This window comes from Algoriphagus ornithinivorans (assembly GCF_900115305.1).
GTDB classification, from domain to species: domain Bacteria; phylum Bacteroidota; class Bacteroidia; order Cytophagales; family Cyclobacteriaceae; genus Algoriphagus; species Algoriphagus ornithinivorans.
Genome location: NZ_FOVW01000008.1, coordinates 147,934 through 164,370 on the forward strand (window position 1 = coordinate 147,934; position 16,437 = coordinate 164,370).

At 39.6% G+C, this 16,437-nt stretch carries 18 protein-coding genes and 2 pseudogenes; 3 read left to right on the plus strand and 17 right to left on the minus strand.

What is annotated here, in order from left to right:
• Positions 1–3 precede the first annotated feature (3 nt).
• Both rpsB and tsf read left to right on the plus strand, forming a co-directional pair.
• The gene (rpsB, locus tag BM073_RS13715; RefSeq protein ID WP_091654892.1) at positions 4–765 is read left to right on the plus strand and encodes a 30S ribosomal protein S2; all 762 of its coding nucleotides are present in this window, start codon (positions 4–6) and stop codon (positions 763–765) included.
• A gap of 179 nt (positions 766–944) precedes the next feature.
• Complete coding sequence (gene tsf / locus BM073_RS13720; protein WP_091654893.1) at positions 945–1,775, plus strand: translation elongation factor Ts; 831 nt, start codon at positions 945–947, stop codon at positions 1,773–1,775.
• Positions 1,776–1,859: 84 nt separating this feature from the next.
• Here the strand turns inward: tsf and BM073_RS13725 are convergent, their stop codons facing one another.
• Together BM073_RS13725 and pgk are read right to left on the minus strand one after the other, a co-directional pair.
• Positions 1,860–2,477 carry a hypothetical protein gene (locus BM073_RS13725; protein WP_091654894.1) on the minus strand — a complete coding sequence of 206 codons (618 nt, stop codon included), beginning with the start codon at positions 2,475–2,477 and terminating at the stop codon, positions 1,860–1,862.
• Positions 2,478–3,004: 527 nt separating this feature from the next.
• Positions 3,005–3,193 (minus strand): annotated as a pseudogene (pgk, locus tag BM073_RS13730) (phosphoglycerate kinase); the annotation flags it as partial.
• Between pgk and BM073_RS13735 the strand changes: the two are divergent.
• Positions 3,192–3,344, plus strand: a pseudogene (locus BM073_RS13735) (translation elongation factor Ts); the annotation flags it as partial. The pseudogenes pgk and BM073_RS13735 sit on opposite strands and share 2 nt — an antisense overlap.
• A 68-nt stretch (positions 3,345–3,412) precedes the next feature.
• Here the strand turns inward: BM073_RS13735 and BM073_RS13740 are convergent.
• The 15 genes from BM073_RS13740 to BM073_RS13805 form a co-directional block, all read right to left on the minus strand.
• Positions 3,413–3,967: a hypothetical protein gene (locus BM073_RS13740; protein WP_091654896.1), complete on the minus strand. Its 555-nt coding sequence runs from the start codon at positions 3,965–3,967 to the stop codon at positions 3,413–3,415.
• Complete coding sequence (locus tag BM073_RS13745; RefSeq protein ID WP_091654897.1) at positions 3,967–4,425, minus strand: hypothetical protein; 459 nt, start codon at positions 4,423–4,425, stop codon at positions 3,967–3,969. The genes BM073_RS13740 and BM073_RS13745 overlap by 1 nt, the downstream gene beginning before the upstream one ends.
• A complete protein-coding gene (locus BM073_RS18135) occupies positions 4,422–4,565 on the minus strand; it encodes a hypothetical protein (protein WP_175557920.1) in 144 nt (47 codons plus the stop codon). The genes BM073_RS13745 and BM073_RS18135 overlap by 4 nt, the downstream gene beginning before the upstream one ends.
• Positions 4,566–4,992: 427 nt before the next feature.
• Entirely contained in the window at positions 4,993–6,192 is a 1,200-nt protein-coding gene (locus BM073_RS13750; RefSeq protein ID WP_091654898.1) for a phosphoglycerate kinase, read from the minus strand.
• A 111-nt stretch (positions 6,193–6,303) separates the two neighbouring features.
• Positions 6,304–7,266: an L-threonylcarbamoyladenylate synthase gene (locus tag BM073_RS13755; RefSeq protein WP_091654899.1), complete on the minus strand. Its 963-nt coding sequence runs from the start codon at positions 7,264–7,266 to the stop codon at positions 6,304–6,306.
• On the minus strand, positions 7,267–7,980 hold the full coding sequence (locus BM073_RS13760) for a tetratricopeptide repeat protein (protein ID WP_245756427.1): 714 nt from the start codon (positions 7,978–7,980) through the stop codon (positions 7,267–7,269). It lies immediately after the preceding gene.
• Positions 7,981–8,012: 32 nt separating this feature from the next.
• Positions 8,013–8,453: an acyl-CoA thioesterase gene (locus BM073_RS13765; RefSeq protein ID WP_091654900.1), complete on the minus strand. Its 441-nt coding sequence runs from the start codon at positions 8,451–8,453 to the stop codon at positions 8,013–8,015.
• A 4-nt stretch (positions 8,454–8,457) separates the two neighbouring features.
• A complete protein-coding gene (locus BM073_RS13770) occupies positions 8,458–9,009 on the minus strand; it encodes an NUDIX hydrolase (RefSeq protein ID WP_091654901.1) in 552 nt (183 codons plus the stop codon).
• Positions 9,009–9,602 carry a hypothetical protein gene (locus tag BM073_RS13775; RefSeq protein ID WP_091654902.1) on the minus strand — a complete coding sequence of 198 codons (594 nt, stop codon included), beginning with the start codon at positions 9,600–9,602 and terminating at the stop codon, positions 9,009–9,011. The genes BM073_RS13770 and BM073_RS13775 overlap by 1 nt, the downstream gene beginning before the upstream one ends.
• A gap of 1 nt (position 9,603) precedes the next feature.
• Positions 9,604–11,517: a RecQ family ATP-dependent DNA helicase gene (locus BM073_RS13780; protein ID WP_091654903.1), complete on the minus strand. Its 1,914-nt coding sequence runs from the start codon at positions 11,515–11,517 to the stop codon at positions 9,604–9,606.
• On the minus strand, positions 11,518–12,294 hold the full coding sequence (locus BM073_RS13785; RefSeq protein WP_091654995.1) for an enoyl-CoA hydratase/isomerase family protein: 777 nt from the start codon (positions 12,292–12,294) through the stop codon (positions 11,518–11,520).
• 65 nt (positions 12,295–12,359) lie between these two features.
• Positions 12,360–14,285, minus strand: a complete 1,926-nt coding sequence (locus BM073_RS13790) for a ComEC/Rec2 family competence protein (RefSeq protein WP_091654904.1) — start codon at positions 14,283–14,285, stop codon at positions 12,360–12,362.
• Between the two features lie 83 nt (positions 14,286–14,368).
• Complete coding sequence (locus BM073_RS13795) at positions 14,369–14,938, minus strand: DUF3575 domain-containing protein (RefSeq protein WP_091654905.1); 570 nt, start codon at positions 14,936–14,938, stop codon at positions 14,369–14,371.
• A gap of 28 nt (positions 14,939–14,966) precedes the next feature.
• Complete coding sequence (locus BM073_RS13800) at positions 14,967–15,401, minus strand: GNAT family N-acetyltransferase (RefSeq protein ID WP_091654906.1); 435 nt, start codon at positions 15,399–15,401, stop codon at positions 14,967–14,969.
• The gene (locus BM073_RS13805) at positions 15,370–16,359 is read right to left on the minus strand and encodes a PhoH family protein (protein ID WP_091654907.1); all 990 of its coding nucleotides are present in this window, start codon (positions 16,357–16,359) and stop codon (positions 15,370–15,372) included. The genes BM073_RS13800 and BM073_RS13805 overlap by 32 nt, the downstream gene beginning before the upstream one ends.
• Positions 16,360–16,437 lie beyond the last annotated feature (78 nt).

A 16,437-nucleotide genomic window follows, 5' to 3' on the forward strand; every position in this document is an offset into this window, starting at 1 on the left:
TTCATGTCAAAAATCGAATACAAAGACTTACTGGATGCTGGTGTTCACTTCGGACACTTGACGAGAAAGTGGGATCCCAGAATGGCTCCATATATTTTCATGGAGAAGAACGGAATCCATATTATCGACCTTAACAAAACGCTTGCTTGCCTCGAAGAAGCATCCGCAGCAATCAAGCAAATCGTACGCTCAGGCAAAAAAGTAATGTTTGTCGCTACTAAGAAGCAAGCTAAAGACTTGGTAGCAGAAGAAGCTCGTCGTCTTAACATGCCATACGTAACCGAAAGATGGTTGGGCGGTATGTTGACTAACTTTGCCACTATCCGCAAATCCTTGAAGAAAATGTCTGGCCTTGAGAAAATGATGAAGGAAGACTCTTTCAAGAACATGGCAAAGAAAGAAAGACTGATGGTTTCCCGTCAGAAGGAGAAAATGGAATCAGTATTAGGCGGTATCGCTGACCTAAGCAGACTTCCTGCGGCTCTTTTTGTAGTGGATATCAAAAGAGAACACATTGCGATTGCCGAAGCACAAAAGCTTGGTATCCCTGTTTTTGCATTGGTAGATACAAACTCCAACCCAAATGAGGTGGATTTCCCTATCCCTGCCAATGATGATGCATTCAAGTCAGTAAACTTATTGGTTAAAGCTTTCGGAGCAGCTATCGAAGAAGGTCTTTCTGAGCGTAAGAAAGACAAAGAAGATGCTAAACTTTCTGAAGAGGAAGAAGCAAAAAGAGCTGTTGACGCTGAAACTAAAGAGTAATATCTCACTTGATTTGATATACTAACAAAAATTGAACATCAGGCTTCGGTCGATGTTCAATTTTTTGTTTCTACTCGGCCTTTGAACAGCTTTTTTAAGCAAGGCCATAATTTCCCGACCCTTTTTAGAGGTCGAAACCAAGAATAAAAAATCGTTTAATCATACAAACAGATCACACAATGGCAATTACTGCACAAGAAGTAAACAAACTGAGACAAATGACCGGTGCCGGTATGATGGACTGCAAAAAGGCTTTGACAGAAGCAGAAGGTGACTTCGAAAAAGCTGTAGACATCCTCAGAAAAAAAGGACAAAAAGTATCCGCTTCCAGAGCTGACAGAGAAACCAAAGAAGGCGTAGTGGTAACTAACGTATCTGACAATGGTGCTACTGGTACTATCCTTTCTTTGACTTGCGAAACTGACTTCGTTGCTAAAAATGAAGAATTCGGTGCATTCGCAACTACTCTTTTGAACTTAGCAGTAGAAAAAGGAGCTTCTTCTATCGAAGAAATCATGGCTCTTCCATTCGAAAACATCACTGTAGCTGAGAAAATCGTAGAAATGACCGGTAAAATCGGTGAGAAAATCGAGATCTCTCACTACGAAGTAGTTAAAGCTGAAGCTGTAGTTCCTTACATTCACTCCAACGGTAAATTGGGTGTTTTGGTAGGATTGACCAATACTTCAGGTGCTGATGTAGAAGAAGCAGGTAAAGATGTAGCGATGCAAATTGCTGCTATGAACCCTGTAGCCGTTGACAAAGACGGAGTAGATTCTTCTACTGTAGAGCGTGAAATCGAAGTAGGTAAGGAGCAAGCTAGAGCAGAAGGCAAGCCAGAAGAAATGTTGGAAAAAATTGCTTTGGGTAAATTGAACAAGTTCTACAAAGAGAACACTTTGTTAAGCCAGCAGTTTGTGAAAGACAGCAGCTTGACTATCGCTCAGTACCTAAACAATGTAAGCAAAGGCATGACTGTTTCTGCTTTCAAAAGAATCTCTATCGGATAATTGAATTAACCGATTTAACATAAAAAAAGCTGACTTGAATAGAGTCAGCTTTTTTTGTTCGACTTGCTTTGTCTTACTGTCAAATTACTTCAGCTTGAAACCAAGCCTATAATTGACCATCAGGTAATAGGGCCAATACCCAGAAAAGGAAGACATACTTACCCCTAAGGTATTTCTCCTGCTTTCATTTTTACTTTGCCAATCAAACACAACCTGTGTGACATACCCTAAGCGGGCAAACCTCTCCACACTAATAATTCCTTCCATTTCTCCCTGTTCATTCTGAAACCAGCCACCAAATGAGGATTCTCCCCCATATTGAAAGGAGGGACCAAATCCCAAGCCGACTCTAAAATCCTTTGCGGTTCGAATCACATCATAATTCAATCTAACATCGGTGAAAAGACTGGAGGAAAATGCATTTATGTTTTGACCGTCCAATTGAGGATTCCAAAATCTACCACTTCCATCAAACTCACCTACTACAGTAAAATATGTAAGCGAGGGATTGATAGAAAATCTTTCAGAAGGATAAAAACTCAATTCGTTGATGAAATTAATTGCCCATTGACCCTGATTCCCTTCTATGGAAGGCCCAGCCCCAACTCGATAAATCAACTTATTACCTTTCTCTTCCTGACTAAAAGCCTTAAAAGACAGAAGAGTCATAACCAAGGCTACCAAAATTTTTTTCTGAAACATGAATCTGTAATTTAAATCTTTAGTAAAGGTAACTAATCAAAGATTCTTTTGACATATTAATTCATACTTTTTCTTAGTTATAAAAAACATACACATGTAAACAGTATTTATTTATATTTTATATTCTTTTATTTATATAAAACTCAATTTAAAAACACCCTTAATTTTTTGATTCATCAAGTAAAAATGGTAATTCTGATGCTTTAGGGATTAATTAGATTAGCAACACATATTCAAATAGCAACAACAGTTCTCAACAGGAATTATAATAGAGGCTTAATTCAAGACCTAAACCAAGCTGTGCATTATTCAATTTGTGGTTATAACAATAAAGACTATGTGGACTATGCGGCTTATGTGGTTCAATAATTTTCCCGCAGATCAGCGCGGATTGGATTCGCAAATTAGCACAAATTTTTTATTTAAGAATAATTGAACTCACCGTCCAAAAGGAGCAAATCCTGATTTAATGGGAATAAAAAAAAACGGCTGAGGTTATCCAGCCGTTTCAAATAACTTCAGGTTTTTTATGGCTCTAGAGCTGCCACACCCGGAAGAACTTTCCCCTCCATATGCTCTAACAATGCCCCTCCACCGGTGGATACAAAGGAAACTGATTCTCCATAACCAAATTTATTGACCGCAGCCGCAGAGTCCCCTCCGCCAATCAAAGAGTAAGCTCCATTTTTAGTAGCCTGAGCCACCGCTTCTGCAATTATCATGGGTAAATTGAACAAGTTGTATAAAGAGAACACTTTACTCAGCCAATCTTTTGTAAAAGATAACTCTCAAACCATCGCTAAATACCTTGACGGAGTAAGTAAAGGAACGCCTGTCTCCGCATTCAACCGGATCTCTATCGGGTAATCCCAAACCCAGTTATCTAACAAAAATATAGCTGACATAAAGAGTCAGCCTTATTAATTTTACCTAATTCAATTTAACTTTTTCCCCAAGGGATAAGAAAGTCCAAGGAGGTTACGCATAAAACCATCACCGAAAAGGCTATGATCAGTGAACAATAATACCTCCGAATTCCCAAATTCTATTAATGGATAGTTTATTCGAGTATAAACACCGAAACTTGGTGCTGAAACAGTCGCATAATCTCCTCCAGGGGCTGCACGAAGATGGAGAGTTGAAATCAACAAAACCCCTCCTCCAATCCTTAATGGCTTTTTGGCGATTCTCCACTCAGTCTTCCACATCTTTCCAGCAGAAATCATTGCAGACCAGCGTTTATAGCTATGATAATTCAACTCTGATAATTCATCGTTAGAAAACTTATCAACATACAAACCAATCTGCCATGGATTATCAATAGAAGCAAACCTAAAAACTCCCCCTAATCCTCCTCCAAAAACAGACTCGCCATTTGGAAGGTCTGATTGTACTCCAAAACGGGCTTGCAGGTTGAATGAAGGCAGATTTTGAGAAAATAGACTTCCGACAATCATGAATGCAATTGCTGTAAAAATAACTGTTTTCATTAGATAGTAATTTCAGGAACTAACAAAAACTCAAACTTATTTAGTTTTTCTATTCCATAGGATTTATTTTGATGAGTCTCTGATCCAAAGCCTTTATCCCGAAAAGGATCAATAATAGTACCACACCTATTAAATGTTGCGTTACCATGAACTTGAGATCTTTGCCACCCTCCAATTGTTAACTCTTGAGTTATTTCTGTATTAGTATTCCCCGATTCATCAGTTTTTATTTTAACGACTGCATTGTATTCCTCCTTTCCTGACCAAGGTCTCCTATTAAACACCACAAAAGCCAAATCTACCTGTCGGTTTTGCCAATTATTAACCAAAAAAGATGAAGGACTTGTAATCCATCGCTGGTCCTTCGCTGCCCCTCTAGTAACTTCAGCTTCAAAAAAGGGTCTATTTTCATATGCGCTACCTCCTGGATTAGTCCCTAAAACTACAACAACTGTCATTCGGTCTGGATGAGGCCATGCTCACAAAACTCCGGATCTAAGATTTCAAGGGTATTGGTGAGATCCGTACCGGTGATTTCTTGCCCATGCTCTTGACAGGAACTAATCCCAATCCTACAAAAGAAGATAGATTTTTTCATAAAAGTTTGATTAAAAGATTAAGTAATCAATAATAAGAACCGAAATAAACTAAAACAAATATTTTCGTTGAAAACTTACTTTTATCTTAGTTTTATATCTAATTCTTATTTATTTAAAAAATTTGTTTAGATATTTCAGAATTAAAAACACTACCTGTTCCAAAAATCACTTCTTCTATTTATCCCCCAGCATACGAAAAGGACTAGAATAGTTTAACTATCTCTCCGTTACATAGTATTTCTATAAGGTAATAATTCCGAATTAAATGATTACAAACCCTTCTTGATTCCTCTAGAAGGGTTTTCTTTAGATTCTCATAGAAAAAGGTCCCTGTTTCCAGAGACCTTTTTTCATTTTCACCTTCATAAACAAAAGAAATTAGATGACTATTTTCTATTATCTAAAATCTGGAGTCTTGATTCTATCTTAGGGTTCCAATGCAGCCACACCCGGAAGAACTTTCCCCTCCATATGCTCTAACAATGCCCCTCCACCGGTGGATACAAAGGAAACTGATTCTCCATAACCAAATTTATTGACCGCAGCCGCAGAGTCCCCACCGCCAATCAATGAATAGGCTCCGTTTTTAGTAGCCTGAGCTACTGCTTCTGCAATTGCTTTGGTTCCCTTATCAAAAGAATCCATTTCAAATACGCCCATAGGACCATTCCAAAGAATAGTTTTGGACTTTAATACAGTCTCAGCAAAAAGTTCACGGGTTTTAGGCCCAATATCCAAGCCCATCCATCCATCAGGAATCTCACCACTCCTAGCCATTCCCTGCTCTGCATCATTTGCAAAAGCTTTTGAAATCACTGTGTCGACAGGAAGGATTAAATTCACTCCTTTAGCTTTTGCCTTTTCCATCAATTCCAAGACAAAATCCATCTTGTCTGCCTCCAATAGAGAATCACCAATTGTACCTCCCTGAGCTTTGGCAAATGTATAGGACATGCCTCCACCTATGATCAGGTTGTCTACTTTGTCCAATAAACGCTCAATGATCAAAATCTTATCAGAGATCTTAGCTCCTCCCATTATAGCAGTATATGGGCGCTCTGGATTACCCAATACCATATCTGCATTCTTCAATTCAGATAACATCAAATAACCACAAACTCTGATGTCAAAATACTGGGCTATTACTGCTGTGGAAGCGTGCGCTCTATGGGCTGTACCAAAGGCATCATTCACATAAATATCTCCCAAGTGAGCTAGTTTCTTGGCAAATTCCTCATCACCTTTTTCTTCTTCTTTGTAGAATCGTAGGTTTTCAAGAAGCAATACCTCTCCCCCTTTCAATCCCTCTGCTATATTTTTAGCTTCATCCCCTATGCAATCAGGAGCAAATTTTACGGACCTGCCCAAAGCTTTTTCCAGAGCAACAACAATATGTCTTAATGAAAACTTATCCTCAGGACCAGACTTTGGTCTGCCTAAGTGAGACATCAAAATCACAGCTCCACCATCTTTCAAAATCTTATTTATGGTAGGCACTGCAGCCTGAATTCGGGTATCATCTGTGACATTATTATTATCATCCAAAGGCACATTAAAATCTACCCGGATTAATGCTTTTTTTCCTTCGAAACTGAGGTTATCTACATTCTTGATTCTTGGATTCATAAAATTGAATTGAATTAATTTTCAAAATATCATCAAAATAGGCCTGAATTTATCAAAGTTTCAGGCAAAAAGCGACTTTCTAGAATGATGAATTTGTAAAGTGGACTGTTTTTACTTGGCTGCAGCTCGATTCAGTCTATCGTTAATCGCCTTGCCAAGTCCCTGATCTGGCATTCTTTCAGCCAAAATCAAATCCAAGTCTAGCTCATCCAAAGCTCTCATTGCAGCAAAAAGATTTTGAGCAGCTTCCTTTAAATCCCCTTTTTCACTCAACATCATTTGGGATTCTATTGGCATGTTAGAGAAGATCCGCTGAAGACTAAGAATTCCAATTCGCTTCTTATCATGCTTGTGATCTTGGATCAATTGATCCAAATCTCCAAGAATAAAAGGTTTGCTTGGAGCATAATGACTTTCTAACAAACCCGGTGCAGCTGGATTACTTGAACTGTGGGTTTTAATTTGAACTGACCCGACTAGCGCTTCGATATCCCGAACATCCAATCCACCTAGCCGGTAGATAAATATTTGATCATCTTCTATGCCAACGATCGTACTTTCTAAACCTACTCTACAGGCACCTCCGTCCAAGATATAGGGAATCTGATCACCCAATTGCTTTTGAACATGCTCAGGCCTTGTCGGACTGATATAACCAAATGGATTAGCACTGGGAGCAGCTAAAGGAAATTCCAGGCTTTTTAAAAGTTCCAAAGTTAATGGGTGTGAAGGAATTCGAACAGCAACTCTATCCAAACCCGAAGTGACTAAGTCCGGAACAATGGATTCTCTTGGGAGCAATAAAGTCAAAGGCCCTGGCCAAAACTCATCGGCTAGGATTTTTAATTTCTCAGGAATTTCGAGCACCCATCTTTTGATCTTCTCCATTGAATCAGAGTGTATTATCAAAGGATCAAAGGAGGGTCTTTTTTTAGTTTCAAAAATGGAAGCCACTGCATCGGGATTTAATGCATTTCCTGCTAAGCCATAAACCGTTTCAGTTGGAATACCTACCAGCTTTCCTGCCTCCAATAAGGACTTAGCATGAATAATATCTTTCCCGATTTCAGCCATTTAATTGCAAAAATCGTCAATCCAGGACTTAGCATCTGTATAACCCAAAGACAGAGCCATTTTTAGGTCAGCACAGCCTTCTTCTTTTTCACTCTCACCCAAGGCACTCATTCTGGTTACACCCAAAAGGTAATACGCAGCTCCATTTCTACCATCTAAATTGACGGCATTGGTAAGGGACTCCATGGCACCAATTGGATCATTATTCCCAATTTGAGCTTTACCTCTATTGAAGTAAACTAAAGCTTGGTTGGGGTTCACTTGAAGAGCAGCGTCAAAATCCAAAATAGCGTCTTCATAAGCCTCCATTCCCAAAAGAGCCAATCCTCTATTATAATAAATATCCGTCTGAGAAGGGTCTAAGCCATTTGCCATGTTGTAGTCAGAAACTGCCTCTTTGAAATTCCCCAATTCCAAATTGGAGTTTGCCCGATTAAACCACGGCTTATATGAGCTGGAGTCAACTTCTATTGCTTCGGTAAAAACAGGAATAGCTTCTTGATATTTCTGTTGTTGAAAAAATGCGACTCCCTTGGCGTTGAGGGCAGTTGCATTGGATGGGTTTTGTTCCAGCGCTCGATCGAAATAAGAAATGGCCTCAGCCCAAGCTTGACCATCCATTTTTTCCATTCCAGCCTGCATCAATTCCTCTTCGCTAGGGCTGCAACTAATTAGAATAAAAGCTAAAAAGCCTAGTAAATATAAGTTTCTCACGTGATTCTGATTTAAGGCGCAAAGATAGGGAATCAGGCCTGTTTTTCAGGATTAAAAGCCAATTTAGCTCTATAAATTTCAGGAACTGGGGTAGGTTTCATGGTTTTCATGTCTACCGAAACCATGGTGCAGATACATTTAGCAAATAGGATCTGTTGTCCTGATTTATCATTTCCAACCAAATATTGCTCTAAGACAAAAGAACTATTCCCGATTCTTACACATTTCACGAAAGCCTTAACTTCATCTTCCAAGTGAATGGGCTTGAAATAGTCCATTTCAATCCTAGCAACCACTGTACCTACTTCCATGATATTCCAGCCACATCTGCTATGCAAAAAATCAGCTCTGGAATGCTCAAAATAATTAAAATATACGCCGTTATTGACATGCATGTACCCATCAATATCCGAGAAGCGGATTTGAATTGGGGTAGAAAAATCAAACTCTTTCAAGAGATGATCAATTTCCATATACTCAAAGTAAGATTTCTGATTTACTGGTTTTTTCCAACATTCTCAGGATGGAAGGATTGTATCCGATCATATCCACGACAGAATCAAAAGTAAACCAAGCTAGAGAAACACTTTCATTGCTAATCACCAATTTATCTGTCAGGTCGGCTTCAATCATAAAGCGAACATCATAATGAAAATGCTCTGGTACATGCGGTCTTTCAGGGATGATATGCTTATCAAGGTCAAAAATGCTGTTTTCTACCAGGCGAAGATTTTTCAAACCACTCTCCTCCTCAGCTTCTTTCAGGGCAACCTCCATTAGATTTTCATTCCCATCTGCATGTCCTCCTAACTGCAACCATCTACCTAGCTTTTTGTGAAGCGTCAAAAGGGTATGGGTTCGATCAGGGTTTACGATCCAGGAAGAGGCTGTAAAATGACCAGCCAATCGCTCTCTATTAAAGGCTAATGGATCTTCTGTCAGTTGAATAAAATCCTGAATAAAAGCCGACTCCTCCTCGTAGGGAGTTCGGTATTTTTCGAGTTGTTCTTTAAGTGTTATTCTGTCCATCAGGTAGCATTGAATAATCGATCCATCAATTGGTCGAAGGGTTTCGCATTTTGGTATAGCCTATCCGAATAGACAGTCACCAATAATTTTAGGTAGCTGGGTTGATTGTCAATAGTCACCTTTTCTATGCTGACATTCCCATATAACTGAGAAATCAGCTCATTTTCCGCAGGAGCTTGCAAGGGAGGCTTGAGGTAAAACTTTTCGGTAGACTTCACCTGTTCATTGATTTCCTCTAATTTCCTATCCAAACTCACCTGCTGATATCCCAAAGCTAAGACTCGTCGGGAGAAAGCCAAGAAAAGATTGGAAAAAGATTTTTGCGTCAAAGGGGAATCATAGGTTACCGCAAAGCCATTTGCATAAGGAGATTGGAATATGTGTACTTGAGGACTGGCGTTGATTTGCGATCTTTTGAGATGATAATTTTTATAAATCAAATTCATCAAGGTATTGCCCTCATCTGAGTCCAACCAAGCATCAATTTCCTCCAGATCTTCTGTCTTGACTGCAAAATTCTCCTTGTAGTTAACCGGAGTTTTACCCGATCCTTTAAAGACCTTTCCTAACAAATCATCCAGAAAATTACCCATATTAGTTGATACTCAGAGTTCCGTTTTCGTGCTGGTTTATAACCCCCTCATCGGTAAGCTTTCTCAATAGTTCCAATGTAAATTCACTGGCAGAAATCCTCAGGCTTTCCAATAAACCACTCTGAGATAACTCCCCATTACTCCTCAAAGTTTCGATTATTTGTTTTTTAAGCTTTTTCTCGACCCAATCAGGGTCCTCCTTTTTCTTATTTTCTACACACCAATCACAAACTCCGCAGTTAGCATCGCTCTTTTCACCAAAATATTCCTGGATGAATTGTGTTCGGCAAATCACCTCTTGATGGGCGTATGCAACCATACTTTTGGCTTTTTCCAAGGTCAACTCCCTGCGTAAGGATATTCTTTTCGTATTCAATGGCAACTTGGCCGCATCGTATCTGGAGGTGATGAAAGTAATCTGAGGCTTATCCTTTCTCTTCTCATAATCCACCACTTCCATTTGACCTAATTGCTCCAAGGATTTAATGATCTTAGCTTCTGAGGTTTCCAGTGCCTTGGCAAGTTTGGACTCATTGATCTTCATGTATTCAGAAAAGAGATTACCCCCATAAGTACGCAACAATAGTTTAATCACAGGATCTAGAGAGGCATGGGCAATCTGTATTTCGTACAACTGCTGAGGACCTACTAAAAAATGGATTTTTGAGGGGCTATAATAGCTTTCGCTTAAACCTATAAAGCCCTCCTCTTCCAGAACTTTTAAAGCATAAAAAGTCTCCAAAACTCCGAGATTATAGGTGTTTGCAAACTCACCCCATTCAAAATCAAAGCTACTCAACATGTTACTCCCAACAGCAATTCGAAAGTAGTTAGCCAGACATTGATATACTTTCCTCACGAAGTCAATGGGAGGGTAAACCAAAGCTGCCCTGCCTAGGACATTTTCAAAATCCGCCTCATTGCTAAGTAAGACAGCATAAGCTTTTTTTCTATCCCGGCCTGCTCTGCCAGCCTCTTGGTAATAATTTTCAAGATTTTCCGGCAAGTCTGAATGGATCACTACTCGAACATCCGGCTTGTCAATCCCCATTCCAAATGCATTGGTACTGACCATGACTCTTACTTGATTCTTCATCCAAAGCTCCTGCTGCTTGCTCCGATCAGCCATGGACATTCCTGCATGATAAGCTCCCGCCTTGATTCCCAATTGATTCAATGCTTTCGCAATTTGATGGGTAGCCTGACGATTTCTAACATACCAAATTGCTGAGCCAGAAACCCGGTTCAATATTTCACAACCCTTTTCAAGCTTATTCTCCACCAAGCGCACGCTGTAACTCAGGTTTTCCCTAGCAAAACTTTGCCTGAAAATTTCTGGGTTTTTCATCTCCAGCTTTTCTAAAATATCTGCCTCAACTTGCGGAGTGGCAGAAGCCGTCAAAGCCAAAACTGAAATACTCGGATGATATTTTCGAATTTCAGCGATTTCCAGATATGGAGGTCTAAAATCATATCCCCATTGGGAAATGCAATGGGCTTCATCTACTGCAATGAGATTGATATTCATTTGTCGAAACCGCTCTATGAAAAGCTCTGACTTCAATCTTTCCGGAGAAACAAATAGAAATTTATAATTGCCATGGATGCAATTGTCCAAGGTTCGGTCTATCTCCCGATAACTCATTCCTGAAAAAATCGCGGCAGCCAACACCCCTCGTTTTTTCAATTGGTCCACTTGATCCTTCATCAAGGCGATCAATGGACTTACAACCAGGCAAACTCCGTCTTTTACCAGCCCAGGCACTTGATAACAAAGAGATTTTCCTCCTCCAGTGGGCATCAAAGCAAGTGTATCTTTTCCGTCAAGAACAGAAAAAACAACCTCTTTCTGGACAGGCCTGAAATCATCCCATCCAAAAACCTGCTTTAATATTTCCTGCGCCCGGTTTTCCACTTACCAAGTAGGTTTTTCTTTGCTTAAAAATGATGAAATACCTTTGACACAGTCTTCATGAGCTCTTGCTTTGGCATTGATTTCCGCCGCATGCTTTAGAGACTGATTTCTTTCCTTTTGATTTAAACTTCTCAAAAGTTTCTTGGTCTCCATCATAGAATTGGCCGAATTATGTGTAATCAGCTTGGCTGCATGATCTAAAACCACCTGATCCAAATGCTCTGCAGGAGTCACCTGGGTAATCAAACCAAGACTAGCTGCCCTCTCTGCAGAAATCAAATCCCCAGAAAGTAATAATTCCTGAGTTTTAGCCGCCCCGATTTGTTCTTGTAGAAATACAGAAACCAAAGCAGGTACAAAACCGATTCTTACCTCCGTGTAGCCGAATAATGCGTCAGGCGCAGAAAAGGCAAAATCGCAAACTGTAACTAAGCCACAGCCTCCTGCCAATGCATGCCCCTGAACTTGTGCTATAATGATTTTAGGAAAGTTGTAAATGAGATCGAAGAGCTCCATTAAGTTTTCGCTGTCTTGCAGATTCTCTTCTTCAGAGTAATTCTGCATAGACTGCAAATAACTTAAGTCTGCGCCAGCACAAAAGGCTTTTCCTTCAGCCTTAATCCTAACTACTTTGACCGCCGGATCATGCTCCATATTGACTAATGCCGATTTCATAGCTTGAATCAATTCTGGGCTCATGGCATTTCGCTTTTCAGGCCGATTCAGTGTGATTGTCCCTAATCTATTTTCAATATGTGTTAATACTGCTTTATCCATTTTTTTGGGTTTTCTATTCTGTGCAATCAAGTTAGGCGGAGATTCAGGGAAAGTCAAAAAGGTAGTTAAAAAAGAATTCTGACAGAGGAATTCCCAATTTCTAAAGGTGCATTTTTTTCTTGCTCGATCCATTTATTTTCCTTCCAATATTCCACTTTAGAAAAAGAAGCATATCCATGCTCAATCATTCCCCTTTCAACATCAATTAAAAGCTCCAGTTCTGGAAAGAATAAGAGATTCTTTTCGAGGCTGAAGGCTTGCAGAGACTCAGGCCACTTCCCCCAGCCATTCAAAATTCTATTTGGCTTGATTTTGAAATCCAATTCCTCCACTCCTACTCCTTGATTCCAAGATTTCAATTGCTTCCCATCCCAATAATCCAATGCGAAACCTTTATTTCCGGAGTAAATAATCAGCTGAGAATTAGATTTGATCAAGGAATTTATAACCCGATTACCTGCCCATAAAAATGTTAGGAAACAAGCTATATAAACTAGCCTCTTTTTTGGAAACAAATCCCAGCTAGCCCATATCAACAAAAGGCTCCAAACACAAAACATGGTGAGAGGAAATATGGTCAACTCATCCAGTTTTGTGACTGGAAGATTTTTGAAAAGATTCAAAATCCATAGCTCCAGTTGAAAAAGTGAATTCAGTACCCAACCCAAAAAGTCACTCAATAGCGGAATCCAACCTAGAATTAGAAAGGGAATCCCGATTTGCATGATCAGAAAAGTTAGAGGTATAATCAGAAGATTTGCCGGTAAAAACCAAAGGGGAAAGTTATGAAAATAAAAGACCGTCAAAGGGAAGGTAGCAAGTTGAGCAGCAATCGAAACAGCTGCCAGTTGCCATAAATATTCAATCCAAGGAGAAGTGGGTAGCCACAATCTGGTAATCATGGGTTGCAATAAAACGATCCCTGCCACAGCAACATAAGAAAGCTGAAATCCAACTTCAAAAATTACCTCAGGATCAATTGCTATCATTAAGATGGCCGAAAATGCAAGAACATTAAAAATTGAAGGTTTTCTGTCTCTCATTTGTCCCAAGGTAATCAGGGTAAACATAACAGAAGCCCTAACGACAGAAGGTGAAAAACCCGTAATCATTGCATAATGCCAAATGATGATTACCACCGCAATCAGATATACTTTGAGCTTCCATTCTTTTAGCTTGAATGGCTTTACCAGAAATAAGAAGACCGAGACTAAAATACCAACATGCAATCCTGAAACAGCCAATACATGCATAACTCCTGCATCTGCAAATTCAGCTCTGATATTTTTATCCAAGGAATCTTTCTGTCCCAAAAGCAAAGCCTTTGCAACTTTTTGAGCCTGTGGATCAGCTAATTTTGATTGAATCAAATTCGCCAATCCTTGCCTCCAATGAATAGGAGAAAACCAAGTATTTGAAGTTGGATGATTATCATCTATCAACTTCAAACCTCCCGGATGAAATAGAGTGTAATTAATTTCCTTTTTCTGAAGAAAGGCTTTGTAGTCGAATTCTCCAGGATTCTTTGGACCCTGAACAAGTTCTGGGGCTTTATCAATGAGCAGGATACTCTCTGGAATCAATGAAATCGAATCCTGATGATAGAGCAGAATTTTTTCTTTTGAATTGATCCATTTTCCATCTCGTTGGTAGGCATAAACTTGTAATAAGTTTTGTTGGGATCTGGGCTTTTCGATGTCAAACTGTAAAGTTTTTGCTATCAAAGGAGTACCGAGTATAGGTTGCTCAGTGCTTGGCTTTTGATGAAGTTGGACTACAAAAACTCCTGCCAGAAATAGTTGGGCGTATGCTAGTGGCGCTATCCAAATCCGATTTTTGAAAAATAATATTGCCAGGACATACAAAATCCAAAGTATCCCTAAGACTCCTCCAACCCAAATTGGCTGAAAATCAAAATCCCTATTTGCCAGACCTATCCCTAGAAGAAAAAATATCAAATACCTCAAAAAAGGGAATTCTGAAAATCTCATACTCTAAAAATTAACTCTTAAGTTAAAGAATTTACAGCAAAAAAATAGCTCCGCAAAGGAGCTAAAATTAAAGAGTGGAGAAATTAGAATCTATACCCTAGGCTAAACCCTCCATTAAGTTCAATTCTAGTAAAGCGATCAGCCACTTCGTCACTAAATCCACGAGCAATACTAACATAAGGTCCAAAAGCAAAATGCTCAGACACTTCCCATTTGTATCCAGCGCCTGCACCTAGCATGAACGAATTCATATTTGTGACCCTTACGCCCCCATCAGAAGGTTCTTCAAATTCACCAAAGCGTAATTTTGCCAAGGGGTAAATAAAGAACCTGCCATTCAGATTATTACCAAAATAAAAATTCATGGCCGCCTGAATGGAATTGGTTTTGTAATTTTTGCCCTGTCCTTCGGAATTATATCCAAAGCGATCATTGAACATGATTTGTAAGTCCAAAGCATGGTCATCAGAAATAAACTTTTCATATCCAACTTCAATGGAACCCAGCGTAATCAAATTTAGGAAATTGACCTTGACCTCATTGGAATAGACTGTTCTGCTTCCTATACCGGAACTGCTGGAGATTACTTGCTGAGCCTCAGCATTGAGTGCTAAAAAGGCTGTAAATAGTATCCCAAATAATATCTTTCTCATATTTCTTATATTAAAATTCAATTAAAATTTAAGCCAGCTCCATCTTAAAGTGTTGGATCTTACATTCTTCAAACATATCGCCAACCTTCTTAAAACCAAACTTTGCATACAAGGGGACTGCTGAAAGTTGAGCATGGAGATATCTGATTTTCCCCTTAGCTTCCTCATTCACCATCAGATCCCTTAAAACTGCTGAGACCAATGCTTGCCCAACTCCCTTGCCTCTGGCATCTTGTAAAACAGCAAATCTCTCCAATTTAATTCCATAGGGAGTAAACCTATACCTTGCCGTCCCTACTGCTTTTCCATTCAAAGAAGCCAGAAAGTGGGTAGCCTCATCTTCAAATTGATCGTATTCATCTTCCGGATTGACTCCCTGCTCTATAACGAAAACTGTATGTCTTATGTTGAGAGCGAGATCCATCCCGGCTTTACCGGTCACTTTTTCTACCAGGAGACTCATTTTTAATCTGATCTTTTTCTGCTTGATTTTTTTCGTAAGCTTCGATAATGGCTTTCACCAATTTATGCCTTATCACGTCTTTCCCACTCAGATTGACAATACCGATTCCCTTGACGTCTTTCAGGATTCGTAAAGCCTCAGACAATCCTGATTTCTGCCTTACAGGTAAGTCTACTTGTGTTTGATCCCCTGTAATAATCACCTTTGAATTAGGCCCCATACGGGTTAAGAACATCTTAATTTGCTCGGATGTGGTATTCTGAGCTTCATCCAGCAAGACAAATGCGTCATGGAGGGTTCTTCCTCTCATATATGCTAATGGGGCAATTTCGATCACTCTTGTTTCCTGATAATATTTCAGTTTTTCCGGTGGCACCATATCCTGAAGGGCATCGTAAATCGGCCTAAGATATGGATCCAGCTTTTCCTGTAGATCTCCGGGCAAAAAACCTAGATTTTCTCCAGCTTCCACAGCGGGACGGGTGATGATTATTCTTTTAACTTCCCTATTCTTTAAAGCCCTTACAGCAAGAGCGACGGCTATGTAAGTTTTGCCGGTTCCTGCCGGACCCAAAGCAAATACCAGATCATTTTTAACAGCCGCTTCTACGAGTTTTCGCTGATTGGGAGATTTAGGCTTGATGACTAAGCCTTTATTTCCAAAGACTATCACCTGATCTCTATTGGCTTCTTCAAAAGGCACACCTTCGACGTCAAGATAGTCTTTGACATTTTCCGGAGTCAAATGACCAAATCTATCTACATGCTCTAGTAATAAATTGATCAGGTTGTTAATCCTCAGAATTTCAGGCGCTCCCCCTTGGATACGGATTTCATTTCCGCGGGAAATTATTTTGGATTGAGGAAATGCTTGCGCCAGTTGGCGGATGTTTTCATTAGCTTGGCCTAAAAACTCGGCCAGTGGCACATTTTCCAGTGTAATTACTTTTTCTACCAAACTTTTTCTTTGATTAAATATGCTTGAGAGGGTACCGATAAAATTTCTATTTTTGTCCCTACCCCCACTAACAAAAGT